Origin of the sequence: Streptomyces sp. NPDC059874 (genome assembly GCF_042731135.1) — a bacterium.
GTDB lineage: Bacteria > Actinomycetota > Actinomycetes > Streptomycetales > Streptomycetaceae > Streptomyces.
In genome coordinates this window covers 78,845-105,171 of sequence record NZ_JBHWJY010000024.1, presented here as the reverse complement: position 1 = coordinate 105,171, position 26,327 = coordinate 78,845, and the positions used below count along the sequence as shown (strand labels likewise).

23 protein-coding genes, 1 tRNA gene and 1 pseudogene are annotated in these 26,327 nt (G+C 73.2%); 11 read left to right on the top strand and 14 right to left on the bottom strand.

What is annotated here, in order from left to right; all coding sequences use genetic code 11:
* Positions 1 to 101: 101 nt before the first annotated feature.
* Positions 102 to 1,106 carry a ketopantoate reductase family protein gene (locus ACFV9H_RS16520; protein WP_385398311.1) on the bottom strand — a complete coding sequence of 335 codons (1,005 nt, stop codon included), beginning with the start codon at positions 1,104 to 1,106 and terminating at the stop codon, positions 102 to 104.
* 44 nt (positions 1,107 to 1,150) lie between these two features.
* Between ACFV9H_RS16520 and ACFV9H_RS16515 the strand changes: the two genes are divergently transcribed.
* Entirely contained in the window at positions 1,151 to 1,993 is an 843-nt protein-coding gene (locus ACFV9H_RS16515) for an aldo/keto reductase (protein WP_385398309.1), read from the top strand.
* Here ACFV9H_RS16515 and ACFV9H_RS16510 read toward each other — a convergent pair.
* The 3 genes and pseudogenes from ACFV9H_RS16510 to mgt form a co-directional block, all read right to left on the bottom strand.
* A complete protein-coding gene (locus ACFV9H_RS16510; RefSeq protein ID WP_385398307.1) occupies positions 1,990 to 2,745 on the bottom strand; it encodes a hypothetical protein in 756 nt (251 codons plus the stop codon). The genes ACFV9H_RS16515 and ACFV9H_RS16510 overlap by 4 nt on opposite strands.
* Positions 2,746 to 2,833: 88 nt before the next feature.
* Positions 2,834 to 3,382: a DUF1697 domain-containing protein gene (locus ACFV9H_RS16505; RefSeq protein WP_385398305.1), complete on the bottom strand. Its 549-nt coding sequence runs from the start codon at positions 3,380 to 3,382 to the stop codon at positions 2,834 to 2,836.
* Positions 3,383 to 3,402: 20 nt separating this feature from the next.
* Positions 3,403 to 4,655, bottom strand: a pseudogene (gene mgt / locus ACFV9H_RS16500) (macrolide-inactivating glycosyltransferase).
* 74 nt (positions 4,656 to 4,729) lie between these two features.
* On the opposite strand from mgt, the gene ACFV9H_RS16495 reads away from it, so the two are divergent.
* Positions 4,730 to 5,596: a phosphotransferase enzyme family protein gene (locus ACFV9H_RS16495; protein WP_385398303.1), complete on the top strand. Its 867-nt coding sequence runs from the start codon at positions 4,730 to 4,732 to the stop codon at positions 5,594 to 5,596.
* Between the two features lie 20 nt (positions 5,597 to 5,616).
* Positions 5,617 to 6,231: a hypothetical protein gene (locus ACFV9H_RS16490; protein WP_385398301.1), complete on the top strand. Its 615-nt coding sequence runs from the start codon at positions 5,617 to 5,619 to the stop codon at positions 6,229 to 6,231.
* A 47-nt stretch (positions 6,232 to 6,278) separates the two neighbouring features.
* Here ACFV9H_RS16490 and ACFV9H_RS16485 read toward each other — a convergent pair whose 3' ends face one another.
* On the bottom strand, positions 6,279 to 6,881 hold the full coding sequence (locus tag ACFV9H_RS16485) for a DUF2867 domain-containing protein (RefSeq protein WP_385398299.1): 603 nt from the start codon (positions 6,879 to 6,881) through the stop codon (positions 6,279 to 6,281).
* Between the two features lie 96 nt (positions 6,882 to 6,977).
* Between ACFV9H_RS16485 and ACFV9H_RS16480 the strand changes: the two genes are divergently transcribed.
* Positions 6,978 to 7,538 carry a TetR/AcrR family transcriptional regulator gene (locus ACFV9H_RS16480; RefSeq protein WP_385398297.1) on the top strand — a complete coding sequence of 187 codons (561 nt, stop codon included), beginning with the start codon at positions 6,978 to 6,980 and terminating at the stop codon, positions 7,536 to 7,538.
* Positions 7,539 to 7,543: 5 nt separating this feature from the next.
* Here the strand turns inward: ACFV9H_RS16480 and ACFV9H_RS16475 are convergent, their stop codons facing one another.
* The gene (locus ACFV9H_RS16475; RefSeq protein ID WP_385398323.1) at positions 7,544 to 8,257 is read right to left on the bottom strand and encodes a 3'-5' exonuclease; all 714 of its coding nucleotides are present in this window, start codon (positions 8,255 to 8,257) and stop codon (positions 7,544 to 7,546) included.
* A 131-nt stretch (positions 8,258 to 8,388) separates the two neighbouring features.
* Positions 8,389 to 9,648, bottom strand: a complete 1,260-nt coding sequence (locus ACFV9H_RS16470; RefSeq protein ID WP_385398295.1) for an SAV2148 family HEPN domain-containing protein — start codon at positions 9,646 to 9,648, stop codon at positions 8,389 to 8,391.
* Between the two features lie 276 nt (positions 9,649 to 9,924).
* Here ACFV9H_RS16470 and glgX point away from each other — a divergent pair, with 276 nt between their 5' ends.
* The gene (gene glgX, locus ACFV9H_RS16465; RefSeq protein WP_385398293.1) at positions 9,925 to 12,039 is read left to right on the top strand and encodes a glycogen debranching protein GlgX; all 2,115 of its coding nucleotides are present in this window, start codon (positions 9,925 to 9,927) and stop codon (positions 12,037 to 12,039) included.
* Here the strand turns inward: glgX and ACFV9H_RS16460 are convergent.
* Positions 12,024 to 13,346 carry an MFS transporter gene (locus ACFV9H_RS16460; RefSeq protein ID WP_385398291.1) on the bottom strand — a complete coding sequence of 441 codons (1,323 nt, stop codon included), beginning with the start codon at positions 13,344 to 13,346 and terminating at the stop codon, positions 12,024 to 12,026. The two genes, glgX and ACFV9H_RS16460, sit on opposite strands and share 16 nt — an antisense overlap.
* 142 nt (positions 13,347 to 13,488) lie before the next feature.
* Between ACFV9H_RS16460 and treY the strand changes: the two genes are divergently transcribed.
* Together treY and ACFV9H_RS16450 are read left to right on the top strand one after the other, a co-directional pair.
* Positions 13,489 to 15,702 (top strand): malto-oligosyltrehalose synthase, encoded by a 2,214-nt coding sequence (gene treY / locus ACFV9H_RS16455; protein ID WP_385398289.1) that lies wholly within the window; start codon positions 13,489 to 13,491, stop codon positions 15,700 to 15,702.
* Positions 15,703 to 16,119: 417 nt separating this feature from the next.
* Positions 16,120 to 17,388 carry a M14 family zinc carboxypeptidase gene (locus ACFV9H_RS16450; protein ID WP_385398321.1) on the top strand — a complete coding sequence of 423 codons (1,269 nt, stop codon included), beginning with the start codon at positions 16,120 to 16,122 and terminating at the stop codon, positions 17,386 to 17,388.
* A gap of 22 nt (positions 17,389 to 17,410) precedes the next feature.
* On the opposite strand, the gene ACFV9H_RS16445 is transcribed toward ACFV9H_RS16450, so the two are convergent.
* Positions 17,411 to 17,890: a GNAT family N-acetyltransferase gene (locus tag ACFV9H_RS16445; RefSeq protein WP_385398287.1), complete on the bottom strand. Its 480-nt coding sequence runs from the start codon at positions 17,888 to 17,890 to the stop codon at positions 17,411 to 17,413.
* Positions 17,891 to 18,111: 221 nt separating this feature from the next.
* A complete protein-coding gene (locus tag ACFV9H_RS16440) occupies positions 18,112 to 18,675 on the bottom strand; it encodes an FHA domain-containing protein (protein ID WP_385398285.1) in 564 nt (187 codons plus the stop codon).
* 111 nt (positions 18,676 to 18,786) lie between these two features.
* On the opposite strand from ACFV9H_RS16440, the gene treZ reads away from it, so the two are divergent.
* The gene (gene treZ / locus ACFV9H_RS16435; protein WP_385398283.1) at positions 18,787 to 20,532 is read left to right on the top strand and encodes a malto-oligosyltrehalose trehalohydrolase; all 1,746 of its coding nucleotides are present in this window, start codon (positions 18,787 to 18,789) and stop codon (positions 20,530 to 20,532) included.
* Positions 20,533 to 20,651: 119 nt separating this feature from the next.
* The gene (locus ACFV9H_RS16430; protein WP_385398281.1) at positions 20,652 to 22,313 is read left to right on the top strand and encodes a protein kinase; all 1,662 of its coding nucleotides are present in this window, start codon (positions 20,652 to 20,654) and stop codon (positions 22,311 to 22,313) included.
* 13 nt (positions 22,314 to 22,326) lie between these two features.
* Here the strand turns inward: ACFV9H_RS16430 and ACFV9H_RS16425 are convergent, their stop codons facing one another.
* The 3 genes from ACFV9H_RS16425 to ACFV9H_RS16415 form a co-directional block, all read right to left on the bottom strand.
* On the bottom strand, positions 22,327 to 22,593 hold the full coding sequence (locus ACFV9H_RS16425; RefSeq protein WP_385398279.1) for a hypothetical protein: 267 nt from the start codon (positions 22,591 to 22,593) through the stop codon (positions 22,327 to 22,329).
* Between the two features lie 164 nt (positions 22,594 to 22,757).
* Positions 22,758 to 23,897 carry a M24 family metallopeptidase gene (locus ACFV9H_RS16420; protein WP_385398277.1) on the bottom strand — a complete coding sequence of 380 codons (1,140 nt, stop codon included), beginning with the start codon at positions 23,895 to 23,897 and terminating at the stop codon, positions 22,758 to 22,760.
* Positions 23,894 to 24,742, bottom strand: coding sequence for a LysR family transcriptional regulator (locus ACFV9H_RS16415; protein ID WP_385398275.1), 849 nt, complete (start codon positions 24,740 to 24,742; stop codon positions 23,894 to 23,896). Before ACFV9H_RS16415 ends, ACFV9H_RS16420 begins: the two co-directional genes overlap by 4 nt.
* A 175-nt stretch (positions 24,743 to 24,917) precedes the next feature.
* On the opposite strand from ACFV9H_RS16415, the gene ACFV9H_RS16410 reads away from it, so the two are divergent.
* Both ACFV9H_RS16410 and ACFV9H_RS16405 read left to right on the top strand, forming a co-directional pair.
* Positions 24,918 to 25,667, top strand: coding sequence for a hypothetical protein (locus ACFV9H_RS16410; protein WP_385398273.1), 750 nt, complete (start codon positions 24,918 to 24,920; stop codon positions 25,665 to 25,667).
* A gap of 74 nt (positions 25,668 to 25,741) precedes the next feature.
* Positions 25,742 to 25,814, top strand: a tRNA-His gene (locus ACFV9H_RS16405).
* Positions 25,815 to 25,869: 55 nt separating this feature from the next.
* Here ACFV9H_RS16405 and ACFV9H_RS16400 read toward each other — a convergent pair.
* Complete coding sequence (locus tag ACFV9H_RS16400) at positions 25,870 to 26,268, bottom strand: hypothetical protein (RefSeq protein ID WP_385398271.1); 399 nt, start codon at positions 26,266 to 26,268, stop codon at positions 25,870 to 25,872.
* Positions 26,269 to 26,327: the final 59 nt, after the last annotated feature.

The following is a 26,327-nucleotide window of genomic DNA, read 5'->3' as shown; positions in this document are numbered from 1 at the left end:
ACCCGCGGGGGGGCCTAAAACCCCCCCCCCCCGGGTTTTGCCCCCGCGGGGGTTCGGGGGCGGAGCCCCCGACAGCGGCGCGGCACCGGCACCGGCAGCGGCTACGCGCGGGCCGCGGCTTCGTCCGCCAAGGCGGTCAGGTCCGCGATGGACATCGCACCCGGCGGGAGCGACTCACGGGCGAAGATGTTGGCCGCATGCCGCAGCACGTCGTTCACCGGGGTCGGCACCCCGTGCAGCCGGCCCAGCAGCGAGATCTCCCCGTTGAGATAGTCCGCCTCCACCGACCCCGTCCCCCGCGCCAGGCTCTGCCAGGACGACCCGCCCCGAACCCCGGCCGGCTGGTTCACCTTGCCGTCGCGCGCCGCCGCCTGCTCCGTCTCCGAGGCGTACGCGATCCCCGCCGCCTCGAAGGCCGCCTTGCCCTCCCGGATGGCCCGCAGCAGCAGCGCGGCCTTGGCCGGGTCCGGCTCCGGACCGGTCGTCGCCTGGATCGCGTTGCCGAGGTTGCCCAGCAGCTTCGCGTACTTCCACCGCATCACGTCCTCGACCACCGGCGCCTCGAAGCCCGCCTTGTCGAGGTCGGCCGCGACCGCCCGGGTCAGCCGGTCGGCGGGGCCGCCCGCGGCCGGGCCGAGGTGCAGGATGCCCGTCAGCGGCGCGCACAGGGCCGAGACGACCCCCGGCTCCAGGAAGGTCGAGGGCAGCCAGACGCACACCCCGTACACGCGCGCGAAGCGCCGTAGGGCCAGGCGTTCGCTCTCCACGCCGTTCTGCGCGCACAGCACCGGCAGCCGTTGCGCGGCCGTGCCGCCGCCCGAGACCTCCGCGTCGCCCCACGCGTCGAGGGCGGCGATCGCGTCCTGGGTCTTCACGGTCAGCAACAGCACGTCGTCGGGCCGCAGTTCGCCGAGCTCGGCCGGGCCCGTGACCACCCGCAGCCGGTGCACCCGCTCCCCGTCGGCCGTGGTGAGCCGCAGCCCGTCGCTCCGCAGGGCCTCCGCGTGGGCGCCGCGCGCGACGAGGACCACCTCGCCGCCCGCCTCCGCGAGCCGTCCGCCGATGGTGGCGCCGACCGCGCCCGCGCCGATGATGATGTAACGCATGTGAGGAGCCTGGCACATCCCGCCCCGTGGGTTACGGTCGGGGCATGGCGAACGAGATATTCGTACTCGGCGGCGATCTTCCGGTCCGGCGGCTCGGTTTCGGTACGGGCGGCCTGGTGGGCCCCGGCTACTGGGGGCCACGGGCCGGGCGCGGTGAGGCTCGGGAGCTGCTGCGCACGGCGGTCGAGCGCGGGGTCACCCTCATCGACACCGCCGACAACTACGGCCCCGACCTGGCCGAGGAACTGATCGCCGAGGCCCTCCACCCGTACGGGGAGCAACTGGTCGTCGCCACCAAGGGCGGCGTGGTGCGCACCGGGCCCGACCAGTGGCACGTGGCGGGCAGCCCGGAGCGGTTGCGGCAGCAGTGCGAGGCGAGCCTGCGGCGGCTGCGTCTGGAACGCATCGACCTGTACCAGCTGCACCGCTTCGACCCGGCCGTGCCGATGGCCGAACAGTTGGGCACGCTGGCCGAGTTGCGGGCGGAGGGCAAGATCCGGCACATCGGCCTGGACACCGTCACCGCGGAGCAGCTGCGCCTGGCGTTGGAGTCGGCCCCGATCGCGTCCGTGCAGAACGCGTACAACCTGCTGGACCGCACCTCGGCGGAGGTCCTCGCGCTGTGCGAGGCGAACGGGATCGCCTTCCTCCCCTACTACCCGCTGGGCAGCGGGGCCCTGACCCGGGAGAGTGCGGCGGCCCTCACCTCCGTGGCCGCGGCCCACGGGGCGGGTCCGGGCCAGGTCGCCCTGGCGTGGCTGCTGCACCACTCGCCCGTGCTGTGCCCGACGCCGGGCACCGGTTCCCCCTCACATCTGGCGGAGAACCTGGACGCGGCGACGATCCGCCTGTCGCCGCGCGAGTTGGAGCTGTTGGACGCGCTTTAGAGCCTGTCGATCAGCAGGTGGGCACGGGCGGTATCGAAGAGCTCGGTCAGGGCCGAGGTCTTGTCCGGGTGCTTGTCCTCGGCCAGCAGTTGGTAGACCTGGCCGCCCGCGCCCGCGACGAAGAGCTCGATGCGCTGGGAGGGCGCGCTCTCGCCCTCCCAGCGGAAGTCCAGGTCGAGTCGGACGGCGGGCCGGCCGCCCTGGTCCAGGGTGCGGGAGGCGGCGGTGAGGTCCAGCATCTTGGACTCCGCGCTGTTGCGGTACCAGGCGAGCTGGCCGATCGAGGCCGCCTGGGGGGTGCTGCCGTGGGTGCCGTCGCGCTTGATGCCGATCACGTAGCGGCCGTCGGGCGAGATCCAGTTGACGTGCAGGGCGTCGTCGTCCTTGACCTTCCAGCCGTCGGGCAGGGCGAGGGAGGCGGTGAGCGCCGCGGCCGTGACCGAATGCCAGCCCTCGGGTAGCGGCGGCGGGGTCGTGGGCGGCGCGGACCCGGTGGTGGCCGGGGGTGCGGGCGTCGCCGTCGCCGTGGGGCCGGCCGACGGGGTCTCGGCGGGCGGCAGGGACGTGCCGGGTGTTCCGCCGGGGGCGCCGGCATGGCGCGCCGGGCTGACGTCCTTGCCCGCGAGCCCGAAGATCAGGGCCGCGACGGCGGTGGCGGCCGACACCACGGCGGCCACCTCCGCCATCCGGCGGGTCCGTCCCGTGCCTCCGGTCGACGGCGTTTCCTCCGCCGCGGGCAGGATCTCACTCATCACGCGCCCCCGTCCCCCGTTGACTTGCCCGTTGCCCGTTGCCCGTTCCATTAGAAGCGAGCGGGCCCGGCCCCGGGGCGGGTTCCGGTCAGGCTCCGGTCAGTTCGACGAGCTTGACGACGGTGTTCCAGTTGCGGGTGGTGGCGTCGATGCCCTTGAGGAGCGAGGGTTTGTGCAGGGCCGCGCCCAGTTCGGAGCGGCCCAGGCCGTTCGGTGCGTAGAGGTAGATGACGCGGTCGCCGATCCGGTACTCCTCCGGGAGGTACGCGGCCTCGTCGATCGCGGCGAAGCGGTCCGTGCCGGGCTGTTCGGAGAGGAACGTGGCGTGGAGCTGCTTGCCCTCCAGTTCGGCGGCCGGGAAGGGACAGGCGTCGGCGACGGCGCGCAGGTAGTCGCCGTCCATCACCAGGCACGCCACCGCGAAACCGAAGTGGGCCTCGATGGCCTTCTCCAGTTCCCGGGCGAGCGCGGCCGGTTGCTTCTTCGCGCTGCTGAATACGGCGTTCCCGCTCTGCAGGTACGTCTGCACGTCCTCGTGGCCGAGCCCCTCCAGTACGGAGCGCAGCTCGGCCATCGGGACCTTCTTCATTCCGCCGACATTGATGCCGCGCAGCAGCACCGCGTATTTCTTCACCATGAGGGCAGCGTAGGCCGCGCCTATGACGGTTCGCCGTGCGACAGCTCGGCTTCGATGAGGTCGGCGGCTTGCCGGGTGCCGCCCTCGGCGGCCATGCCCGCGCGGACGGCTTCGGCGCGGACGGCGACCGCCGGGTCGGCGAGCAGTCCGAGGACGGCCTCCCGGAGCGTGGCCGCGTCCGCCTGTTCCATGGGGACGTGCCGGGCCACGCCGAGGGCGACGAGCATGTCGGCGTTGCCGAACTGGTCGACGGCCTGTGGGACGGCGACCATCGGGGTGGCGGTGGCGAGGCCCTCCTGGCTGCCGCCGGCCCCCGCGTGGGTGATGAAGGCGTCGGCCTGGCGCAGGATGTCCAGTTGGGGAACCCAGCGGTGCACCTCGACGTTGGCGGGGATCACCCCCAGGTCGGCCTCGTCGGTGAACTTGCCGATCTGCAGGACGACGTGCCAGTCGGGGAGGTCGCCGAAGGCTTCCACGCAGGCGCGGTAGAAGGCCGGCTGCTTGGTGAAGGCGGAGCCGAGCGAGACCAGCAGCACCTTCTTGCCCGCTGCGGCGCCGGGCCGCTCCCAACTCCCCTGCGTGGCCGAGCGGTCGCCCTGGCAGGCGCCGACGAAGGTGTGCACGGACCGGTCGACGCGGTCGGCGTGGGGCTGGAGTGCCTCGGGTATCAGGACGAGGCTGCGGCGCGGGCGGCTCTGCAGGCGTTCGATCCGACCGTCGAGGCCGTTCTCGGTGAGCCAGGCGGCGAACCGGGCGTAGTACGCCCGTCCGCGCTCGGAGGCCTTCAGCCCGGCGAACATCGGTTCGGCCACTTCCTCGTCGTAGCCCTCCCATGCGACGAGGTTCGGGGAGAGGGAGACGGCGGGAACGCCCCAGCGGTGGGCGAGGACGGGCGCCGGGTAGGAGGTGATGTCGTGGATGACCAGGTTTGGCTCGTCGCCCGCGAAGGCGTCGGCGAGTTGTGGGAGGACCTGGATCGCGTCGTCCAGGAAGGGCTCCAGGTTGTCGATGAGTTCGGTGCCCCAGGCCTCGGGATCGTCGTCGGTGGGCAGGGTGGAGGTGTAGATCACGGGCGTGGCGCCGGTCTCCGCGATCTTCTCGGCGAAGGAGGCGGGGATGGCGTAGCTGACGCGGTGGCCCCGGGCGACGAGTTCCCGGATCACCTCGATGCTCGGGTTCACGTGCCCGTGGGCGGCGATCGAGAACATGGCGATGTGCGCGGGCTTGGCTGAGGTCATGCCACGACCGTAACGAGACGAGACGTCTCGTGCAAGTTGAATTCGGCCGGCCTGCCGACCCGGATGGGAGACTTGGCGCATTCACGACGATCGGGATGCGGAGACCCACATGGACGAGGCGCACGCCAGGGACGTACTGGCAGCCGCGGGCCTGGCCCGTGACGGCAGCGGTGGCGGCGCCGCGCTGCTCTCCTTCGGCGAGAACGCCGTCTTCGCGGTCGGCGACCTGGTCGTGAAGGTGGGCCGGGAGGCGGCCCTGCTTGAGCGCGCCGAGCGGGAGCTCGCGGTGGCGGGCTGGTTCGCGGAGTGCGGGGTCCCGGCGGTCCGGGCGGCCGAGCCGAAACCGCGGCTGGTGGACGGGCACCCGCTGACCCTGTGGCACCGGCTCCCGGACGCGGTCCGGCCGGCCGGCCCCGAGGACCTGGCGCCGCTGCTGCGGCGGATCCACGCCCTGCCCGCGGCCCCGTTCGAACTGCCCGCGCGGGACCTGCTGGGCGGGGTCGAACGCTGGCTGCGGCTGGCCGGCGGAGCCATTGACCCGGCGGACGCGGCGTACCTGCGGGCGCGGCGCGACGCCTACGCGGACGAGGTCTCGGCCCTGACCCCGCACCTGCCCCGGGGGATCGTCCACGGCGATGCCCTGCCCCGCAACGTCCACGTGGGCCCGGACGGCCCGGTCCTGGTCGACCTGGAGACGGTGTCGGCCGATCTGCGCGAACACGACCTGGTGGTGATGGCCCTCCAGCGCGACCGGTACGGCCTGCCCGCCGAGGCGTACGAGGCGTTCGTGGCGGCGTACGGTTGGGACGTCCGCGACTGGGAGGGCTGCGCGGTCCTGCGCGGCGCCCGGGAGACGGCCGGCTGCGCCTGGGTCTCCCAGCACGCCCCGTCCAACCCGAAGGCACTGACCGAATTCCGCCGCCGGGTGGCCTCCTTGCGGGACGGGGACCGGGAAACCCGCTGGCACTCCTTCTGAGCCCCGGATATCAAGGGCCCATGCACTTCCCCGTCACCGTCCACCGGACCCGGCTCGGCCCGCAGGAGTACACGGTGATCCGCCCGGCCCGCCCGCCGGAGCGCGCACGACTCGTCGACGACGACCGCTTCCTCAACGCGTACGTGGATCAGGGCGCGGCGCGGCTGATGGGCGGCCTGTGGAGCCTGGCCGCCTCGTCACCCCGCACCCTGATCCACGTGCCACTGCGCCACGGCGGCGCCTCCCCGGAACCCGGGGCCCGCCGGCTCGACCTGGTCTTGCTGCACCACTCGCTGCAGTTCGCGCCCTCGCGCTGGAAGGAGCTGCGGGGGCGGCTCGGTGCGGGCCGACGCCGGAGCGTCACGGTCTCCACCGCGCAGCCGGAGATCGACCACGCGGCCCTGCACCACGCGGAGAACCGCGACCTGTTCCACCAGCACGTCCACGCCGAGACGTTGTTCGTGACGGGCAGCGCGAAGGCGTTCCGGGAGACCGCCGGCCTCTTCCACGACGTCGCCGCGAACGGCCCCGGCCCGGGCCCCGCGGGCGACCGCCACTACTGCGCGCAGCTGCGCCACGGCGACGACAGCGCCCGGGTGATCCACATCGAGTACAGCGACCCCCGCACCCCCTAGTGCGGTGGCCGGAAAGGTTTGCCCGGTGAACCTTTCCGGTCACAGCACTAGGCTGCGCCGGCCCTCCTCGCGGAGGCGCCCTCCCGCCATTGGCGTCCGATGCTCCGGATCAGCGCCGGATACACGCCGAGGTAGCGGAAGGGCTTGATGCCGAGCATGTACAGGGAGCCGAGCCGCCCGTTCGGTTTCACCAGGACGGCCATCTGTCCGCGGTAGCCGCCGGTCCCGTCCGGGACCCAGCTGATGTGCATCACCCCGTGCATCGTCTTGTTGGCCGTCTCCGCCGCCCACTCGTCGTGCGTCAGGTAGACGGAGGTGAACGGAACCGACGCGAGGTCCGGCCCGGTGGGGCCCTCGCGGAGGTCCGCCGGCAGCCGGTCGCGCAGCGTCGGCACGCGGCCACCAAGGCCGTCGGCGGGCTTGTCCCAGCCGAAGAGGGCGCCGAGCTTCCAGCGGAGCGCGAAGAGCGCGCGCCCGAGGAGGGAGGGGACGGGGTCCCCCTCGCCGTTCGCGAACTGGTCCACGAGCAGTGCCAGGTCGTCGGGGCCGCCTGGGGTCGGCAGCTCCCAGACGTCCTCGACGTGGAAGTCGCCGGCGATCTCGTGGATCCGCCAGGGGCGGGAGGTGTGCGCGGTTATCGGGAGTCTCACGAGCAAGCCCCTATCTATACGATGCCGTATAGAAGAAGGCTAGCACCGATCTATACGGGACCGTATAGACGAAGGGAACGTGAGAGGAGACACATCGTGGGCGTGACCCGCACACCACGCGGCAAGTGGATCGAGGAGGGGCTGCGGGCGCTCGCCGCCGGTGGCCCCGCGGCCGTCCGGATCGAGGCCCTGGCGCAGGCGCTCGGCGTCAGCAAGGGCGGCTTCTACGGGTACTTCCGCAACCGGGACGCGCTGCTCGACGAGATGCTCGACACCTGGGAACGCGCGGCCGCCGAGGCGGTGATCGAGCAGGTCGAGAGCGGCGGCGGAGACGCCAGGGCCCGGCTCGACCGACTCTTCACCCTCGTCGCCTCGTACGAGGACGGGCCGACGACGGGCGTGCCCCTCGACCTCGCGATGCGCGACTGGGCCCGGCGCGAGGAGGCCGTCGCCGAGCGGCTGCGCCGCGTCGACAACCGGCGCATGGACTACCTGCGTTCCCTGTTCGGCGAGTTCTGCCCCGACCCGGACGACGTCGAGGTCCGCTGCATGCTCACCTTCTCGGTGCGCCTCGGCAGCTACGTCGTGGCCGCCGACCACGGCGACCGCAGCCGCGCCGAGGTCATGGACCTGACGAAGAACTGGCTGCTGCGGTAGCGGGGTCAGACCCGGTACGGAACCACGGGCCAGGCCCTCTCCACGACCGCCTCGGGATCCGAGGTGCGCCGCAGGTAGCTCTGCAGGGAGGCCGCCTGCTCGGCCGCCGCACGGACCTGGAGGTCGTGCAGGTCCGCCAGCGCGACCGAGCCTATGGCGGTGTGCCGGGCCCCCATCCGCCGTGCCGCGTGGGCCGCGGCCAGCGCGTCCGCGACCGCGTTGTGCGCGGCGTCGAGGGTGACGCCGTAGTGCTCGCACAGGGCCTGGAGGGTCCGCCTGCCCTTGCGGTACCGGTCGGCGTGCTTGTCCAGCACCAGCGGGTCGATGACCGGTGCGGGTCGGCCCGAAAGCCGCTGGGCCAGCGGTTCGATGCCGTGCCGGCGGCACTCGCGGTCCAGGAGGGACAGGTCGTAGCGGGCGTTCATCACCACCAGCGGCGTGCCGGCGAGCAACCCCTGCGCGAGCGCCCCCGTTATCTCCTCGACCGCGGGGGCGGCCGGTTCTCCGTTCGCCCGGGCGTGCTCCGTGGAGATCCCGTGGATCGCCGAGGCCTGCTCCGGAATGGGCACCCCCGGATCGAGCAGCCAGGTCCGCTCGCGCGACACCCGCCCGTCCGGCTCCATCGTCACGACCGCGGCCGTGACGATGCGGTCGGTCTCGATGTCGGTCCCCGTGGTCTCCAGGTCGAAGGCCACCATCGGCCCGCTGACCCAGCTCATTCCCGAGCCCCCCATGTCGTGCCCCTCCCCCGTACGCCTTCGATCAACGGCTTTCAGCCTGCCACGGGCCACTGACAAGCCGTCCGCCGGGTCCCGGGCCGCGGCTCGGGACGCCGGACGCGTCCCGTGGGTCACGACACCGGCCGGGAGTCCTCCCACACCGCTTCGAACTCCTCCCGGTACGTCGTGAACAGCCCGTGCTCCGCGTCTTTCGGGACGCCCCGGCCGCCGCCGCGCAGGACCAGCACCGGGGCCTCCATCCCGCGCGCGCGGCGCAGGTACGACTGGACCACCGCGATGCCCGAGGACTGGCCCTCCACCAGGTAGGCCGTGAAGCGGGGGGTTTCGTCGAAGACGTGGATCTCGAAGCGCGAGGGGTCGCGCAGGCCCGCCCGCACCCGGCGCACGTGCAGGATGTTCATCTCCACCGAGCGGCTCAGCTCGCCCTTGCGCAGCCCCAGCTCCCGCTCGCGCCGCTTGACCGCGCTGCTCGCCGGGTTCAGGAAGAGCAGCCGCACCCGGCAGCCTGCCTCCGTGAGACGGACGAGTCTTCGGCCGGAGAAGTTCTGGACCAGCAGGTTGAGGCCTATGCCGATGGCGTCGAGCCGCCGCGCGCCCCCGAAGAGGTCCTCCGCCGGGAGCTGCCGCTGGAGCCGCACCCGGTCGGGGTGGACGGAGATGACGTCGGCGTACCGGTCGCCCACCAGGTCCTCGACGGCGTCGATCGGCAGCCGGTCCGCCCCCGGCGAGCCCGCGCCGCCGCCCAGTACCTCCAGCAGCCGCGCGGAGGCCCGTTCCGCCTGCTCCAGCACGGCCCGCGACAGGGCTCGGTTGCGGGAGACCACATTGCGGGTGACCTCCAGCTCGTCTAGGGCCAGCTCGATCTCGCGCCGGTCGTCGAAGTACGGCTCGAAGCACGGCCAGTGCTGGACCATCAGCTCCCGCAGCTGCGGCAGCGTCAGGAAGCTCAGCACGTTGTCGTCGGCCGGGTCGAGCAGGTAGCCCTTGCGCCGGCTGACCTCGCGCACGGCCACGGCCCGCTGCACCCACTCCTGCCCGGCGGGCCCCGCGGCGGCGACCACCCAGTCGTCCTCGCCGTGCACCGGCTCGTAGATCGGCCGCAGCACCGCCCCGACCACCGACCGCAGCCGCTGTTCGATCAGATTCAGCCAGATGTACGCACGGCCCGCGCGCTGGGCCCGCGTACGGACCTCGCTCCAGGCCTCCGCGCCCCAGTCCAGCTCGGCGCCGGCCCGGGCGCTCCCGGCCGCCTGCGGGGCCAGGGACACCGCCGCGGCCGCCGCACCGCCGGGGGCCGCGCCCACGGCGTCCGCCGGGCCACCCTCGTGACCGCTGTCACCAGGGGGCAGCTCCAGACCTCCCGAGCTCACCCGTGCACCGCCTTCTGCGTCTGGACGCCCGTCTCCAGTGATCACGGAAGGGTACTCCGCGCGCGCGGCCCGATGCAGCCCGATGGCCCGTACACCGGCTGTCCGTTGACCCATTATCCGATGCGCACACAGTCCATTGACCCGCATATCAGGTCTGCGGGTCACCCGGTAGGACCCCCGCCAAGTCCCCGCGTGGGCCACCTGTTTCGGGGAAGATCTGGCAGTGACGTGGTCCACGCCGGATCAGCCGCACCAGGACGGGAAGAGTCGTTATCCATGCAAGTCTGGCCTGGACAGGCGTATCCGCTCGGCGCCACCTACGACGGCGCCGGCACCAATTTCGCGGTCTACTCCGAGGCCGCCCGCCGCATCGAGCTGTGCCTCCTGCACGACGACGGCTCGGAGACGGCCGTGGAACTGCGCGAGACGGACGCCTTCGTGCGGCACGCGTACCTGCCGGGCGTGATGCCCGGCCAGCGGTACGGGTTCCGCGTGCACGGTCCGTACGAGCCGGAGCGCGGCATGCGCTGCAACGCGGCGAAGCTGCTCCTGGATCCGTACGCGCGTGCGATCAGCGGCAGTGTCGACTGGGGCGAGCAGGTCTACGGCTACCACTTCGGCCGGCCCGATTCGCGCAACGACCTGGACTCCGCCCCGCACACCATGAGCTCGGTCGTGGTGAACCCGTACTTCGACTGGGCCAACGACCGGCCGCCGCGTCACGAGTACCACCACACGGTGTTGTACGAGGCCCACGTCAAGGGTCTGACCATGCGGCACCCCGATCTGCCGGAGGAGCTGCGCGGCACCTACGGGGCGCTCGCCCATCCGGCGGTCATCGGGCACCTCGCCAAGCTCGGCGTGACGGCGCTGGAGCTGATGCCGGTGCACCAGTTCGTCAACGACCACCGACTGGTCGACGACGGACTGAGCAACTACTGGGGCTACAACACCATCGGCTTCTTCGCCCCGCACAACGGCTACGCCTCGGGCGACCGCGGCCAGCAGGTGCTGGAGTTCAAGTCGGCGGTCCGGGCCCTGCACGAGGCCGGGATCGAGGTGATCCTGGACGTGGTCTACAACCACACCGCCGAGGGGAACCACCTGGGCCCGACGCTGTCCTTCCGCGGGCTGGACAACGCCTCTTACTATCGGCTGACGGATGATCCGCGGCACTACATGGACACCACGGGCACCGGGAACTCGCTGCTCATGCGCTCCCCGCACGTGCTCCAGCTGATCATGGACTCGCTGCGCTACTGGGTCACCGAGATGCACGTGGACGGCTTCCGTTTCGACCTGGCGGCCACGCTGGCCCGCCAGTTCCACGAGGTGGACCGGCTGTCCTCGTTCTTCGACCTGGTCCAGCAGGATCCGGTGGTCAGCCAGGTGAAGCTGATCGCGGAGCCCTGGGACCTGGGCGAGGGCGGCTACCAGGTGGGCAACTTCCCGCCGCTGTGGACCGAGTGGAACGGCAAGTACCGGGACACCGTACGGGACTTGTGGCGCGGCCAGCCGCGCACGCTCGCGGAGTTCGCCGGCCGGCTGACCGGCTCCTCGGACCTCTACCAGGACGACGGGCGGCGCCCGCTGGCCTCCATCAACTTCACCACCTGCCACGACGGTTTCACCCTGCACGACCTGGTCTCGTACAACGAGAAGCACAACGAGGCCAATCGGGAGGGCAACCGGGACGGGGAGACCCACAACCGGTCCTGGAACTGCGGGGTGGAGGGGCCCACCGAGGACCCGGAAGTGCTGGAGCTGCGCGAGCGGCAGATGCGCAACTTCATCGCCACGCTGATGCTGTCGCAGGGCGTGCCGATGCTCAGCCACGGTGACGAGTTCGCCCGTACCCAGGGCGGCAACAACAACGCGTACTGCCAGGACAACGAGCTGTCCTGGGTGGACTGGCCGGTGCCGGGCAAACCGGCGCCCGGGCTACTGGAGTTCACCCGGCAGATGGTGTGGCTGCGCCGCGACCACCCGGTGTTCCGGCGACGGCGGTTCTTCCACGGGCGGCCGGTGGAGGGGACGCACGACGAGCTGTCGGACATCGCGTGGTTCACCGCGCACGGCGAGGTGATGCGGGCCCGTGACTGGCAGGCGCAGAGCACCCGCGCACTGACCGTGTTCCTCAACGGGGAAGCCATCTCCGAGCCGGGCACGCGCGGCGAGCGGATCACCGACGACTCGTTCCTGCTGATGTTCAACTGTGGCGCCGACCCGCAGGAGTTCACCCTGCCGGCCGGGCACGGCGATCAGTGGCGTCTGGTGGTGGACACCGCCCGGGAGCAGGTGCTGCCACCCGGTACCGGGCCGCAGTACGCGGCCGGGAACCGGGTGACACTGACCGGTCGGAGTCTGGTGGTGCTTCAGCGGCCGGCGTAGCCGCCGGCGGTGTCGGCGCGCGGCACCTCGCCCGGCCCGCCCGACTCACCCGGCTGGGGCGCTGCGGCCCGAAGGTCCGGGACGAAGGCGGCCACGGTCTGGGTACGGCCGGCGGGCACCCTGGTGCACAGGGAAAGCACCAGGGCGAGCGCGGGCGCCCCCACGGCCACCGCGAAGGCACCGGAGGGTCCGTACCATTCGGCCATCCGGCCCGACAGGGCCAGGGCGAGCGCCTGCCCGGCCACCAGCGAGCTGGCCGCGAAGGCCATCGACTCGGCGAGCCGGGACGGCTCCACGTGCCGCTCGGTGAGCGCGAACGCGGTGATCAGGTGGGGTGCGACGGCCGCGCCGAGGAGGGTCACGATCAGGTACAGGCCCCACAGGCTGCCGGTGAACAGCAGCGGCACGGCGAGCAGCAGGGCGGCGGCCGTGGCCACGCGCCAGCGCAGCCGGAGCCCGAAGCGGGCGGGCAGCGCGCCCAGGGAGAGCCCCACCGCGGCGCTGACCACGCCGTTGGCGGCGTACACGATCCCAGCCTGGCCGGGCGCCCCCAACTCCTCGGTGAGCGAGGCGATCCCGGCCTGGAGCCCGCCGAACATGGCGCCCTGCAGCAAGAGCGAGCCGCGCACGGAATACACCACGCCGGCCGGTCGGGTGCGCCGCACCCCCTTCGGGCGTTCGGGCGGGGGCGCCGCGGCCGTGACGGCGGCGGTCGGGTGCAGTGCGAAGGCGGTGCCGAAGACGGCGACCAGGGCGGCCGCGCCGCCGAGGGCGACGGCGGGATGGGCGGCGAGGGCGGCCAGCCCGACGAGGGCGGGGCCGATGACGAACGAGACCTCGTCCATGGCCCCTTCGAGGGAGTGGACGGCTCCGATGACGCTCTCGTCGGCCTTGGCGCGGTGCGCGAGGGCCACGGAGCGGGTCCGGGCGAGCGGCCCGATCAGCGGTACGGAGGCGCCGGTGACGGCGCCGATCGCGGCGAGCGGGACGGCGTCGAGTCCGCCGAGCGCGCCGGCGACGAGCGCGGCGGTGGCGACGGCGTTGACGGCGGCGGCGCCGAGCACGACGGGCCGCTGTCCGTGGCGGTCGGAGAGCCGGCCCAGGAGCGGCCCGAAGACCACCTGGCCGGCCGAGAGGGTGCCCCCGACGATGCCGGCGGTGGCGAGGGAGCCGCTGGTCTCCGCGACCAGCAGGACGCTCCCGAACTGGGACATCGCGACGGGCAGCCGGGCGAAGAAGGAGACGAACGGAAGGAGGGGCCCGGTCAGGGCGATGACTTTACGATAGGTGTTGACGGTTCCGACCACTTGATCGACGATAACCCGGCGCAATCACCCGTATGCATTGGGTAATGGCACGGAATCCCGCAGGGTGGGTACGTACGTTCTCATGACCCAGCCGCAGTCGGACACTCAATCGGAATCTGGCATTCCGCCAGCTGTCGCTCCCATGTCACCCACCTCGACCTATCGGCTCCAGTTGCGGCCGGAGTTCCCCTTCGCGGCGGCCGAGGAAGCCGTGCCTCACCTCGCCTCGCTCGGCGTGTCACACCTGCACCTGTCCCCCGTACTGGAGGCCGTGCCCGGCTCCGCGCACGGGTACGACGTCACCGACCACTCCCGGGTTCGGGCCGAGCTGGGCGGCGAGGCCGGACTGCGCTCGCTGGGCGCGGCCGCCCGCGCGCACGGGCTCGGCCTCGTGCTCGACATCGTCCCGAACCACATGGCGCTGCCGACGCCGCTGCGGCTGAACCGGCCCCTGTGGGAGGTGCTGCGGGAGGGCCCGCACTCCCCGTACGCACGCTGGTTCGACATCGACTGGGAGGCGGGCGGCGGGCAGGTGCTGCTGCCGGTGCTCGCCGGGCCGGTGGAGTCCTGCGAGCTGAAGGCCGACGGGGAGGTGCTGCGCTACGGGGAGCAGGAGTTCCCCCTGCGGGAGGGGACCGCGGGGCTGGATCCGGCCGAGCTGTTGGCGGCGCAGTGGTACCGGCCGGCCTGGTGGCGGGAGGCCCGCACCTCGCTCAACTACCGCCGCTTCTTCACCATTTCGGAACTGATCGGGGTCCGGGTGGAGGACCCGGAGGTGTTCGCGGCCACCCACGCGAAGGTGCTGGAGCTGGTCCGGGACGGGGTCGTGGAGGGGCTGCGGATCGACCACGTGGACGGCCTGGCGGACCCGGAGGGTTACCTTCGGCGACTGCGGGCGGCGGTGGGCGAGGGCTGTTGGGTGGTGGTGGAGAAGATCCTCGCCCGCGAGGAGCGGCTGCCTTCCGGGTGGCCGGTGGCGGGGACCACCGGGTACGACGCGCTGCACCGGGTGGACGGGGTGTTCACCGACCCGGGCGGCGCGACCGAACTCGCCGAGAGGTACGTGCAGTTGACCGGAGCCCCGCCGTGGGATCGGACGGCCGAGGCGTGCGCGCGGGAGGTGCTGACCGGCGACCTGGCCGCCGAGCTGGCCGCGCTGGAGCGCCGGGCCGGGCCCGAGCTGGCCGATGCCGTACGGGAGTTGCTCATCGCCTACCCCGTCTACCGGCCGTACCCCGGGGACCCGGAGCCCGCGCCGGAGGCCCTTGAGCGGGCCGCCGCGCGGGTGGGCGCGGGCGCGGCGGACGGCGTACGGGAGCTGCTCCTGCGGGACCCCGCCTTCGCGGCCCGCTTCGCCCAGACCTCGGCGGCCCTGCGCGCCAAGTCCCTTGAGGACCGGGCCTTCTACCGGTACGCGCCACTGCTGTCGGCGACCGAGGTCGGCGGGGATCCGGGCCGGCCGGCGGTGCCGGCGGCGGAGTTCCACGCGTACTGCGCCGAACTGGAGCGGGACTGGCCGCGCTCGGGGACGGTGCTGTCCACGCACGACACCAAGCGCAGCGCGGACGTCCGCGCCCGGATCTCGGCGCTGTCCCAGGCCCCGGACGCGGTGGGCCCCCTCGGGGGCGGCCCCGACGCCCAGCTGTCGTGGGTGGCCCGGCAGACCGCGCTGGGCCTCGGCCCGGTCCCCGATGCCGCGCCCCGGCTGGCAGGGGCCCTGCTCAAGGCGGTCCGGGAGGCCGCGCTGCACACCAGTTGGACCGAGCGGGACGAACCCTACGAGGCGGCCGTCCCCGGGTACGCCCCGGCCGCCCTCGACCTCCCGCCGGAGCTGGCGGAGGCGGCCCGCGCCAATCTGCTGGGCATGACGCTGCTGCACCTGACGATGCCGGGGGTCCCGGAGGTCTACCAGGGCGCGGAGACCGAGTACCGGGCGCTGGTCGACCCCGACAACAGGCGTCCGGCCGTCTTCCCCCGCGACGCGCTGGCCCGGCTCGACGGCGGGTCCGCCCCGGACGGCCCCGCCGAGGAGAAGCTTGCCCTGACGGCCGCCCTGCTGCGGCTGCGCCGGGACCGCCCGGAGCTCTTCACCGGCTACCGTCCCCTGTCCGCCCGGGGCCCGGCGGCGGAACACTGCCTGGCCTTCGCCCGCTCCGACCGCCTCGTCGCGGTGGCCACCCGACTCTCGCACCGGCTGGCGGGGGCGGGGGGCTGGCGCGACACCGCCGTGCCGCTGCCGCCGGGCCGGTGGGTCCCGTTGGCGCCCGGCGCGCCGTCCCCGCCGTACGAGGCCGAGGCGCCGCTCTCCGCGCTGCTGGCCACCCAGCCGGTCGCGGCCCTGATCCGCGCCGAGTAGCCACCCCCTGGGCCCCACGCCTCAATCGCCGGCGAGGCTGGATGCGCGGCTCAAAGCCCCGGGGCTCCACCCGGCACCCCGCGCCTCAATCGCCGACGAGGCTGGATGCGCGGCTCAAAGCCCCGGGGCTCCACCCCGTACCCCGCGCCTCAAACGCCGGCGGGGCTGGATTTCGCCTGGCGTCAGCCAATTCCAGCCTCGCCAGGCGGACGGCGGCAGCCAAATCCAGCCTCGCCGGCGTTTGAGGCGCGGGTCTGGGCGGAGCCCAGGGGGCCGCGCAGCGGCACCTTCAGCCTCGCCCAGCGGCGGCGCGGCCGGCGGAGCCCGGGGGCTTGGCCAGGGGGTTCCCGGGGGGCCCGGGGAACTTCGGGGCCCGGGGAGCAGTAGCCGGCCGCCCCTGCGGGCATGGCATCACTTGTGACCCTCCTCCGCGACACCCGCTACCCCACACCGCACGAACTCGCCCTGACCGCCCGCGCCCTCGCGGACGAGCACCCCGCCGACGCCCGGCTCCGTCAGGCCGGTACGTCCCGGGCCGGGCAGCCCCTCTGGGTGCTGTCCCTCGCGCCGACCGGCGGCCGGGGCTCCGGCCGCAACGTGCTCGTCGTCGCCGGAGCGCACGCCAACGAGCCCGTCGGCGGGGCCACCGCCCTGGCCCTGGCCCGGCGGCTGCTCCACGACCCCGCGCACCGGGCCGGCTGCGGCTGGCACTTCCTGCTCTGCGCCGACCCCGACGGAGCCGACCTGCACCTCACGCCCCGCCCCTACTCGCTGCTCGACTACCACCGCAGCTTCTACCGGCCCCCCGGGCCCGAACAGCCCGAGTGGGCGCCGTCTTTACTGCCCCCGGACCGGCTGCCGCCCGAGACCCTCGCCCTGACCGCGCTCATCGACGAGCTCCGCCCCGTCCTCCAGGTCTCCCTGCACGCGACGGACCTCGGGGGTTCCTGGGTGCAGCTCACCAGGGACATACCCGGCCTCGCCGAGCCCTTCGGCAAATCGGCCGCCGAGCTGCGCATCCCGGTGGAGAACGGGGCCTCGGACGCCGCCGGCTGGCCCTCCCCCGGGCCCGGGATCTTCGTCATCCCGGAGCCGGGGAGCGAGGCCGCCGGGGCCTTCCACCCGGAGGACACCCGGCTCAGCACCTGGTACCACGCCCACCGGTACGCCGGCACCACCGCCATCGTCGAAGTCCCCATGTGGGCCTCCGACCTGGTGGGCGATCCCGCCCCGCACCCCGACCCGCGCGGCGCCCTGCGGATGCTGGCCGGCCGGCTCACCACGGACGCCGCGCTCGTCGCCCGGGTGAGGGAGGCGGCGGAACCCGGCCCGCACCGCGCCGCCGCGCCCTTGCTGCGCGCCGTGGACTGGACCCTCTCCCTGATCCCCCGGATCGCCGTCGAGTGGACCGGCGCCGGCGCCCCCTCGGAGGCCACGGCCGCGTACATCGCCAGCATCGACGCCTTCGGGCGGCGCCTGTCGCTGCGCGCGGCCGCGATGCTGCTGCGGGTGCTGCGCGCGCAGGGCCATCCGGCGGCGCCCGGGCTGGACCGGCTCGTCACGGGGTGGTGCGAGGAGTTCTCGGCCCGCTTCGGGGCCCGCTGGGTCCCGGTGGCCACCCAGGTGGAACACCAGTCCCGTACCGTCCTGGCGACGTACGAACGCCTCGTGGCGGCCGAGCGGTAGCCCGGGGGTCGGCCGCGCCCCGTCAGGCCTCGGCGCGGTCCACGGGCAGGGCGTACCGGCGCTTGGGGGCGCCGGTGGCGCCGAGCCGGTCGTAGAAGCGGATCGCGCCCTCGTTCCAGGCGGGGGTCTGCCATTCGACGTGGTCCAGGCCCAGCTCGCGGGCCAGGCCCGTCACCGCGCCCATCAGCGCGGCCCCGAGGCCATGGCCGCGGGCCTCCTCCGCGAGGTAGAGGCAGTCCATGTGGAGGTGGTGCCGGCCGTCCCAGAAGGCGAACTCCGCCGAGCAGGCGGCGTATCCGGCGACCTCGCCGTCCGGGTTCTCGGCCAGCAGCACCCAAAGCCGAGCGTCCTCGGCGAAGAGCTGCGGGCCGAGCCGCTCGGCGAGACCCGGCGGGCGCGGCGCGGACTTCTCGTAGGCGACGTGCTCGTGGATGAGTTCGACCAGCCGCGGCAGGTCCGCGGGGCGCGCGCGGCGGATGACAGGGGTGCGTTCCGGTTCCATGGACGCCATCCTGCGCGGTGCCCGCCGAACACGCACCGGCGGGTCCCTAGTGCTGTGACCGGAAAGGTTCACCGGGTCACGGCGCCCGGTACGGCACCTCGCCGCGTTGTCGGACCGCGCAAGTACGTCCAGTACGAGCCGCGGCCCTCCGCCTTGCGATGCACCGCACCGAACACCGCGCCCCGGCAAACCTTTCCGGCCACAGCACTAGCTGACAGGACCTACCCCGCCGAGAGGCGGAAGCTCATCTTCCCGAAGCTGATCTGGTCCCCGTCGCGGACCACCGCGGAGCCCGTGACCCGGAGCCCGTTGACCGTGGTCCCGTTGGTCGAGCCGAGGTCCTTCAGCACCCACACCCCGCCCTGCATGCTGAGTTCCGCGTGCACCCGGGACACCGTCTCGTGGCTGAGCCGCAGCCCGTTGCCCGGGTCGCGGCCGATCCGCAGGGCCACCGCGCTCGGGTGCGGGAGCAGCAGCTTGGGCAGTTTCTCGGCAGCCCAGGCACGCCGGACGCCGACGCTCACGGCGGAGGCGCGGCCGACCCAGCCGAACAGCCGACGGGTCCACGGGCTTTCGGCACCCTGCCGGGCCTGGAGGTCGGCGGTGAGCACGGCCAGGTCCTCGGAGCGGCGTGCGACCAGGGCGAGTTCCATCCGGCGCAGGAACGTGTCGTGGGACAGCTTCCCGAGGGCCGCGCCCTCCCGGAGCTGGCCCAGCGCCCGGTCGCGCTCGGCGTCGGAGAGCCGTGGCACGGGGTAGGCGGGGAACTCGAAACTCGACGTCACAGGGTGATTGTCGGCCCGTCGGGGGCGGAGTGTCCAGAACTCCCCCGCCACGCCCGGAATGATGGGCAGGATACGCATGCTGGACACCGCCGGAGACGAGGGGACCCGTCCGTGCAGTTCGAGGTGTGGGCACCACTGACAGGTCATGTCGCCTTGCGACTCGACGACGCGACGTACGACATGGCACGCGATCCGGCCCGCGCCGGCTGGTGGACGGTGGAGGCGCCCGCCGAGGACGGGAGCCGGTACGGCTTCCTGCCGGCCGGCGAGACCACCCCACGGCCCGACCCCCGCGGCCGACGCCTGCCGGACGGCCCCGACGGACTGTCCGCGGTGGTCGACTTCGAGGCGCTCACCGCGCTGCGGACTCCGCCGCCCCGCACCCGGCTCCAGGACGCCGTCCTGTACGAGCTCCACATCGGCACCTTCACCCCCGAGGGCACCTTCGACGCGGCCGCCGCCCGCCTCGGGCACCTCACCGCGCTCGGCGTCACGCACGTGGAGCTGATGCCGGTGTGCTCCTTCCCCGGCCGGCACGGCTGGGGGTACGACGGGGTCGCGCCCTGGTCGGTGCACGAGCCGTACGGGGGCCCCGCCGGACTGTCCCGGTTCACCGAGGCCGCGCACGCGGCCGGGCTGGGGGTGGTGCTGGACGTCGTCCACAACCACCTCGGCCCGTCCGGCAACCACCTCCCCGCCTTCGGCCCGTACTTCACCGACACCCACCACACCCCGTGGGGCGCGGCGGTGAACCTGGACGCGCCCGGCTCCGACGAGGTGCGCGCGTACCTGCTCGGCAGTGCGCTGGCCTGGCTGCGCGACTACGGGATCGTCGGGCTGCGGCTGGACGCCGTGCACGCGCTGGCCGACGACCGGGCGTTGACCTTCCTGGAGGAACTGAGCGCGGCCGTCGACGAGTTGGCGGCGGAGACCGGCCGCCCCCTGTTCCTGATCGCGGAGTCCGACCGGTGCGACCCGCGCACCGTCACCCCGCGCGCCGCCGGGGGGCTGGGTCTGCACGCCCAGTGGAACGACGACTTCCATCACGCCCTGCACTGCGCGCTGACCGGCGAATCCCGGGCTTACTACGCCGACTTCGCCGCCGCCCCGCTCGGCGCCCTCGCCAAGACCATGACCCGGGCCTTCTTCCACGACGGGACCTGGTCCTCCTTCCGGGGCCGCACCCACGGCCGCCCGGTGGACCGCCGGACCCCGGCCCACCGCTTCCTCGGCTACACCCAGACCCACGACCAGATCGGCAACCGGGCACTCGGCGACCGGCTTTCCGCCTCGCTCTCCCCCGGGCTGCTGGCCTGCGCGGCGACGGTGGCGCTGACCGGGCCGTTCGTGCCGATGCTGTTCATGGGCGAGGAGTGGGGGGCCGGGACGCCCTGGCAGTACTTCACCGACCACCCCGACGCGGCGCTCGCCGAGGCGGTACGGGCCGGACGGCGCCGGGAGTTCGCGGCGCACGGCTGGAAGGCGGAAGAGATCCCGGACCCGCAGGACCCGGCCACCCGGGACCGCTCCCGCCTGGACTGGACGGAACCCGAACGGCCCGCGCACGCCCGCCTGTTGGCCTGGTACCGCACCCTGATCTCGCTTCGCCGCACCCACCCGGACCTGCGCGACCCGGACCTGGCGGCGGTCCGGGTCGCCCACGACGAGGAACGCCGCCGGCTCACCTTCCGCCGCGGCGACGTCCGGGTCGCGGTGAACCTGTCGCCGGAGCCGTGGACGATCGCACTCGGCCGCAACAGCGTCCGTGTGCTGGCCGCGTGGGAGCCGGTCGACCCCCCGGGTCCGGACGGGCGGATCCACCTACCCGGCGAATCGGCGGTGGTCCTGGGCCCGTAGGCGCTGTCCGGGCGATCTCGCCCGTCGCCGCCGTGATTCCCACGGACCGCCGCGCCCGGAACGACATGGGCATGCCATCGATAGCATCAGACGACTGCCGCGCGCCCGAGGGGGAACCGATGCCACATGCCGATCAGCCCGTCCTGAAGCCACTGGGGCCGGACGACCCCTCCGAGGTCTCCGGCTACGAACTCCTCGCCAGGATCGGCGAGGGCGGCATGGGCTCGGTCTATCTCACCCGTACCCGAGGCGAGCAGCCGGTCGCGCTGAAGCTGATCCGCCGCGAGTTCGCCCAGGACGCGGCCTTCCGGGCACGCTTCGAAGCGGAGGTCCAGGCCGCCCGCCGGGTCTCCGGCTACCACATCGTGCCGGTGCTGGACCACAACATGAACGGCGACCAGCCCTGGATCGCCACCTCCTACGTCCCCGGGCTCGCCCTCGACGACGCGCTCGCCGCCTTCGGCCCACTGCCCCTTCCCGCCGCCCTCCAGCTCGTCGGGTGCACCGCCCGGGCCCTGGTGTCGGTGCATGCCGCATCGGTCATCCACCGCGATCTCAAACCCAGCAACATCCTGCTCGGCTCCCAGGGCCCCTGGGTCATCGACTTCGGCATCGCCCGCGCCACCGACACGACCCAGCTCACCCAGACCGGCGGCTTCATCGGCACTCCCCAATACATGTCGCCCGAACACGCACTGGGAAGAAGGGTCACCCCGGCCACCGACGTCTTCGCCCTCGGACTGATCGCGGCCATCGTGGCGACCGGCCGTCACCCCTACGGCGACGGCTCGGGACTCTCCATCGCCGCCCAGATCGCCAACACTCAGGCGCAGCCACCGGACCTGAGCGGCTACCCGGACCAGCTTCGCCCCCTGCTCCAGGCATGCCTGGCCGCCGACCCTGCTGCCCGGCCCACTCCCACCGCCCTCGCCGACTGGTGCCGGCAGGTGTCCGGACGGCAGCTCTCCGACTTCACCGACTGGCTGCCGCCCCAGCTCACCGCGGAGATCGCCCGACGCGAGCAGGAGGCTCTGCGTCCGCCGCGGTCCGCGGCTCGGACCCAGGCCTCGGAGCAGCCGCAGGCTGTTCAACTGGGCAAGCCGCAGCAGCCCGCACATCAGGCCACCTACGTCCCCACCCAGGCGGTGCCCAGCCCCAACCGCCCTACCCAACACGGCCCGTACGCCCCGACCCAGGCCGCCCCGCCCACACCGACTCCCCGGTACGCCCCGGACACCCCACCCGCCCGAGCGGCAGGGAGCCACCGGAAGGCCATGCTCATCGGCGGTACGGTTCTGGCGCTGAGCCTGATCGCCGGCGGCGCCTGGGTTCTCACCCGCGACGGCGGAGACAAGAAGTACAAGGCTGTCGAGCAGAGCAAGCCGATTTCACTCACGAGGGGAAGCGGCATCGAGTTCATCGACCTCGACAAGGGGTATCCCAAGGCGAATTACGATGCCAATGAGATCTCCCTGTCCACTGGTGAATTCGAGTTCACGGGACTCAAGGGCGGATGGGGCAAGAGCGGTGGGACCACGCCGGAGCAGTGCGCGGACGGCATGAAGAAGAACGGGCTGTCGACGAAGCTGTTGGCCCACGAGCTGCACGGTGGCTCCGCCAAGGTCGTCCAAGGTGACCTTCTTTGTCTTCAGACGTCCGGCGGCTACCTGGCGATGCTGAAGATCACCTCTGTCGTGCCCAACCAAATCGGCGTCGGCGAGGCCCGTCTCGCGACACCCGACTACAAGGCGGAACTGACCCTCTGGGAACCTCCGTCGTAGAGCGCATCACTCGTCAGTCGGTCCCCGAGTCATCGAGCGCGAGGTGACGGCGGTACTCCTCCCACGACGGCAGCCGCATCGCCGGCTCCGTCGGGCTGACCTCTCTGGTCTCGAACTCCGCCGGTACGCGGCGCCGCTGCAGCTCGTCGAACGCCTCCAGCGACAACGCGTCCACGGCATCGGGATCCGCGTACCGTCTGCCGTCGATGACGAACCTTGCGGACCAGTCGTCGCCGTCCTTGATCCGGACGACACAGATGTCCCGATTCGCACCACTCACCAGCGGTCCTCCCCCCGTTTCCGCCAACCCATCGCACCACCATGGCCATCGGCACCCCGGATGGCCGGGCCGGGCACACGCGTTTGACGCGAGCGGCACCCGGTGTGGTTCCCCTGCGCGGGGTGCCTTGCCGACCCGGCCCGATCGACAAGGCACCCCTCCGGTCACTCCACGACGGCCAGCTCGCGCGGGGCGTTGTTGAAGCTCCGCGCACCGTCCTCGGTGACCGTCACGATGTCCTCGATCCGGACGCCGAACCGGTCCGGCAGGTAGATGCCCGGCTCCACGGAGAAGCACATGCCGGGGACGAGCGGCTGCTCCTCGCCCTCGACCATGTACGGGGGTTCGTGGGTGGTGACGCCGATGCCGTGGCCGGTGCGGTGGATGAAGCGGTCCCCGTAGCCGAATTCGGTGATCACCGCGCGGGCCGCCCGGTCCACCTCCTGGCAGGAGACCCCCGGGCGGACCGCCGCCACGCCCGCCTGCTGGGCCTCGCGGACGATGTCGTGCACGCGCTGCTCCTCGGCGGTCGGCTCGCCCACGTGCACGGTGCGGGAGATGTCGGAGCCGTAGCCGTACCTGAGGCCGCCGAAGTCGAGGACGATCATGTCCCCGTGCCGGATGACCCGGTCGCCGGCCTCGTGGTGCGGGTTGGCGCCGTTGGGGCCGGAGCCGACGACGGTGAAGTCGACCTGGGAATGGCCGTGCGCGCGCAGCAGGGCCGCCAGGTCCTCGGCCACGTCGGTCTCCCGGCGGCCCGCGAAGGGGACGTGGAGGATCTGCTCGTAGGCGGCGTCGGCGGCCTCCCCCGCCGCGGCGAGGCGCTCCAGCTCCCGTTCGTCCTTCACCGCGCGGAGCATGGGCAGGGAGTCGGTGAGGGACACGTAGGAGGTCGCGGGCAACTCCCGCTGGAGGCCGAGGAGGTGCAGGGCCCAGGTGTTGTCGCTGACCCCGAAGCGGCCGGCCACGTCCAGCAGCGGGGCGGCCAGGGCGTACGGGTTCTTCCCGTCGGTCCAGTCCCGCAGGGTCAGCGCGGAGGCGCCGGCGGCCTTGGCGGCGTCGGGTGCCTCCAGCGCGGGCACGACGAGTACCGGGTCCTGCCCGGCGGCCAGCACGAGCAGGGTCAACCGCTCGGTCTCGGCGGTGGGGCGGTATCCGGTGAGGTGGGTGAGGTCGGGCCCGGGGGCGATGAGCAGCCCGGCGAGTCCCGCGTCGGCGGCGGTCTGCGCGGCGGCGGCCATCCGGGCGGAGTAGTCGTCGGCCGTGAAGGGTGCCGGGCCTTCGGATGTGGCGTCACGTGTCATGCGGGTGATCCTGCCGTCAGGCGTGCGGCGAGGGCAGCGGCCGCGCCGGTCGGCGTGCCCGGGGAGAGCAGCTCCGTACGGTGCACCAGGCGGGGCGCGGACAGCGGTACGGCGACCCCGCCGCCGGCGGCCTCGGCGACCCGGCGGGGCAGCAGGACCAGGCCGTGGCCGGCCGTGGCGAGGGCGCAGAGGCCGTGCAGGTCGGTGCCGTCGTAGCGCAGGGCCGAGCGGGCGGCGGTGAGCGGTGGGGCGCACAGGCCGGGGGCGTCGAGCCAGCGGGCGTCTACGAGGTCGTCCAGCCGGAGGGAGGCCCGCCGCGCGAAGGGGTGCCCGGCGGGCAGCAGTACGGCGATCTCCTCCTCGCCGACTCCCGTCACGGTGAGCGGGGCCACGTCGGGCAGCCGCAGCGGATCGCTCAGCGCGGCCGGCCCGTCGACGAGGCCCAGGTCGCAGCCGCCGGTGGCGACGGCGGCCGGCACCTCGGCCGGGGCGACGACCCGCAGCGTGACCCCGGTGGTGGGCAGGGCCGCGAGCAGCCGGGGCCCCAGCGCGAGCGGGGACACGGCGAGCGTGACGCGCCCGGGCGGGGCGGCGGCCAGCCGCAGCACGTCGGCCCGCGCGGCGTCGAGCCGCAGCAGCAGCGGTCCGGCGTGCTCCAGCAGCCGCATCCCCGCCGGGGTGGGCGCCACGGGCCGCCGGGTGAGCAGCTCGGCCCGCAGGTCCGCTTCGAGGGCGGCGATGTGCTGGGAGACGGCGGACTGGGTGTAGCCCAGCTCGCGCGCGGCGGCCGAGAAGGAGGCCAGCCGGGCCACGGCGACGAAGGTGCGGAGCAGGTGCGGATCCATCCGCCCAGCATGCCGGGCGCCCTGCGGGCGGCTCCGCGTGGACCCGCGGGGGCTCCGCCCCCGCACTCCCGCGCCTCAAACGCCGGCGGGGCTGGATTCACCATCAGCAGTGCTTATCGAGCATGCAGCAACAATCGTTGGCGCTGAACGATGGACCGGGACCAAGATGATCCACATGACCACCGCACAGACCGCGCGGATCGCCCTCGTCGGCGACCGCTCCCCGCACGTGAAGTCCCACACCCGCATCCCGCTCCTCCTCGACGCCCTGGCCGCCCGCGACGGTCTCGTCCTGGACGCCTACTGGATCCCCACCGGCGACGCCGCTGCCGAGGCCGCCGCCGGGACACTGGCCCGCTTCGACGCCGTGTGGGTGCTCCCCGGCAGCCCGTACGCCAGCGAGGCCGGGGTGCTGGACGCGATCCGGGTGGCCCGGGAGGAGGGCATTCCCTTCCTCGGGACCTGTGGCGGCTTCCAGCACACCCTGCTGGAGTACGCCCGGACGGTGTGCGGGCTGACCGCGGCCGCCCACGCGGAGAACGACCCTGGCGCGGCGGACCCGCTGATCACGCCGCTCGCCTGTTCGCTCGTGGGGCACGAGGGCCTCGTACGGGCCGAGCCCGGCTCGCTCGCCGAGTCCGCGCTCGGCGCGGAGCGGTCGATGGAGCGCTACCACTGCAATTACGGGCCCGAGCCCCGACACCTGCCGACCCTCGCCGCGCACGGGCTGCGCCTGTCCGGCCACGACGAGGACGGGCAGGTGCGCATCGCGGAGCTGCCCGGGCACCCGTTCTTCCTGGCCACGCTGTTCCAGCCGGAGCTGCAGGGGGACGGGACGGTGCCGCACCCGATCGTCCGGGCCCTCGCCGTGGCCGCTGTGACCCACGCCACCGCCGCGCGCCCGGCCGCCGCCGTGGCGGAATAAGGCGTCGCAGGACCACCCCGCTGATCGGCTATGCTGTGCATGCACATCGAACGGGTGGTCCGCCGCCCTTCGTGGTGGGTGTAGCTCAGTTGGTAGAGCACCTGGTTGTGGTCCAGGTGGCCGCGGGTTCAAGTCCCGTCACTCACCCTGTTGGTCCCGTGAGGGGTACGAGGTTTCCTCGTACCCCTCACGGGCTTTTCCGTTACGCCTGTACCAGGCGGAGCAGCGCGGAGATGTCCTTCTCGAAGGTGAACTCGCGCACCAGCGTCGTGGGGCGTCCGCCTTCCAGGCGCCAGACGAAGTGGTACAGCGCCGGGACGCCGTTCTCGGCCCGCCGCATGATCACCGACGCCTGGTCCCCCCACACGGTCGCGCCGGGGAACGTGACGTCGTCGACGGAGTCGCCCAGCCGCTCCCCCTGCTCGCGCAGGGCCCGGAAGCGGTCCATGAACTGGGCCTTGGTGAGCGTGACCGACCGGCCCGCCTCATCGGTGCGCAGGTTCTCGAACTCGGGGTCGTACAACGCGTCCAGCCGGTCGATGTCCAGCGCCAGCCCGGCGTCGAGGTACTCCCGCATCCGCTCCACGAGCTGCTCGTACATGATCGTCTCCTCTGTCGGCGCGAGCCCCGGACGGGCTCGTGGGACCACCATCACGGCCG

Coding starts and splice junctions, on each gene's coding strand:
- ACFV9H_RS16490 (WP_385398301.1), top strand. CDS start 5,617: ATGCACTTCCCCGTCACCGTCCACCGGACCCGGCTCGGCCCGCAGGAG.
- ACFV9H_RS16410 (WP_385398273.1), top strand. CDS start 24,918: ATGACCACCGCACAGACCGCGCGGATCGCCCTCGTCGGCGACCGCTCC.
- ACFV9H_RS16400 (WP_385398271.1), bottom strand. CDS start 26,268: ATGTACGAGCAGCTCGTGGAGCGGATGCGGGAGTACCTCGACGCCGGG.
- treY (WP_385398289.1), top strand. CDS start 13,489: ATGTCACCCACCTCGACCTATCGGCTCCAGTTGCGGCCGGAGTTCCCC.
- ACFV9H_RS16415 (WP_385398275.1), bottom strand. CDS start 24,742: ATGGATCCGCACCTGCTCCGCACCTTCGTCGCCGTGGCCCGGCTGGCC.
- ACFV9H_RS16475 (WP_385398323.1), bottom strand. CDS start 8,257: ATGAGCTGGGTCAGCGGGCCGATGGTGGCCTTCGACCTGGAGACCACG.
- ACFV9H_RS16495 (WP_385398303.1), top strand. CDS start 4,730: ATGGACGAGGCGCACGCCAGGGACGTACTGGCAGCCGCGGGCCTGGCC.
- ACFV9H_RS16515 (WP_385398309.1), top strand. CDS start 1,151: ATGGCGAACGAGATATTCGTACTCGGCGGCGATCTTCCGGTCCGGCGG.
- ACFV9H_RS16520 (WP_385398311.1), bottom strand. CDS start 1,106: ATGCGTTACATCATCATCGGCGCGGGCGCGGTCGGCGCCACCATCGGC.
- ACFV9H_RS16510 (WP_385398307.1), bottom strand. CDS start 2,745: ATGAGTGAGATCCTGCCCGCGGCGGAGGAAACGCCGTCGACCGGAGGC.
- glgX (WP_385398293.1), top strand. CDS start 9,925: ATGCAAGTCTGGCCTGGACAGGCGTATCCGCTCGGCGCCACCTACGAC.
- ACFV9H_RS16430 (WP_385398281.1), top strand. CDS start 20,652: ATGCCACATGCCGATCAGCCCGTCCTGAAGCCACTGGGGCCGGACGAC.
- ACFV9H_RS16420 (WP_385398277.1), bottom strand. CDS start 23,897: ATGACACGTGACGCCACATCCGAAGGCCCGGCACCCTTCACGGCCGAC.
- ACFV9H_RS16505 (WP_385398305.1), bottom strand. CDS start 3,382: ATGGTGAAGAAATACGCGGTGCTGCTGCGCGGCATCAATGTCGGCGGA.
- ACFV9H_RS16445 (WP_385398287.1), bottom strand. CDS start 17,890: ATGGAACCGGAACGCACCCCTGTCATCCGCCGCGCGCGCCCCGCGGAC.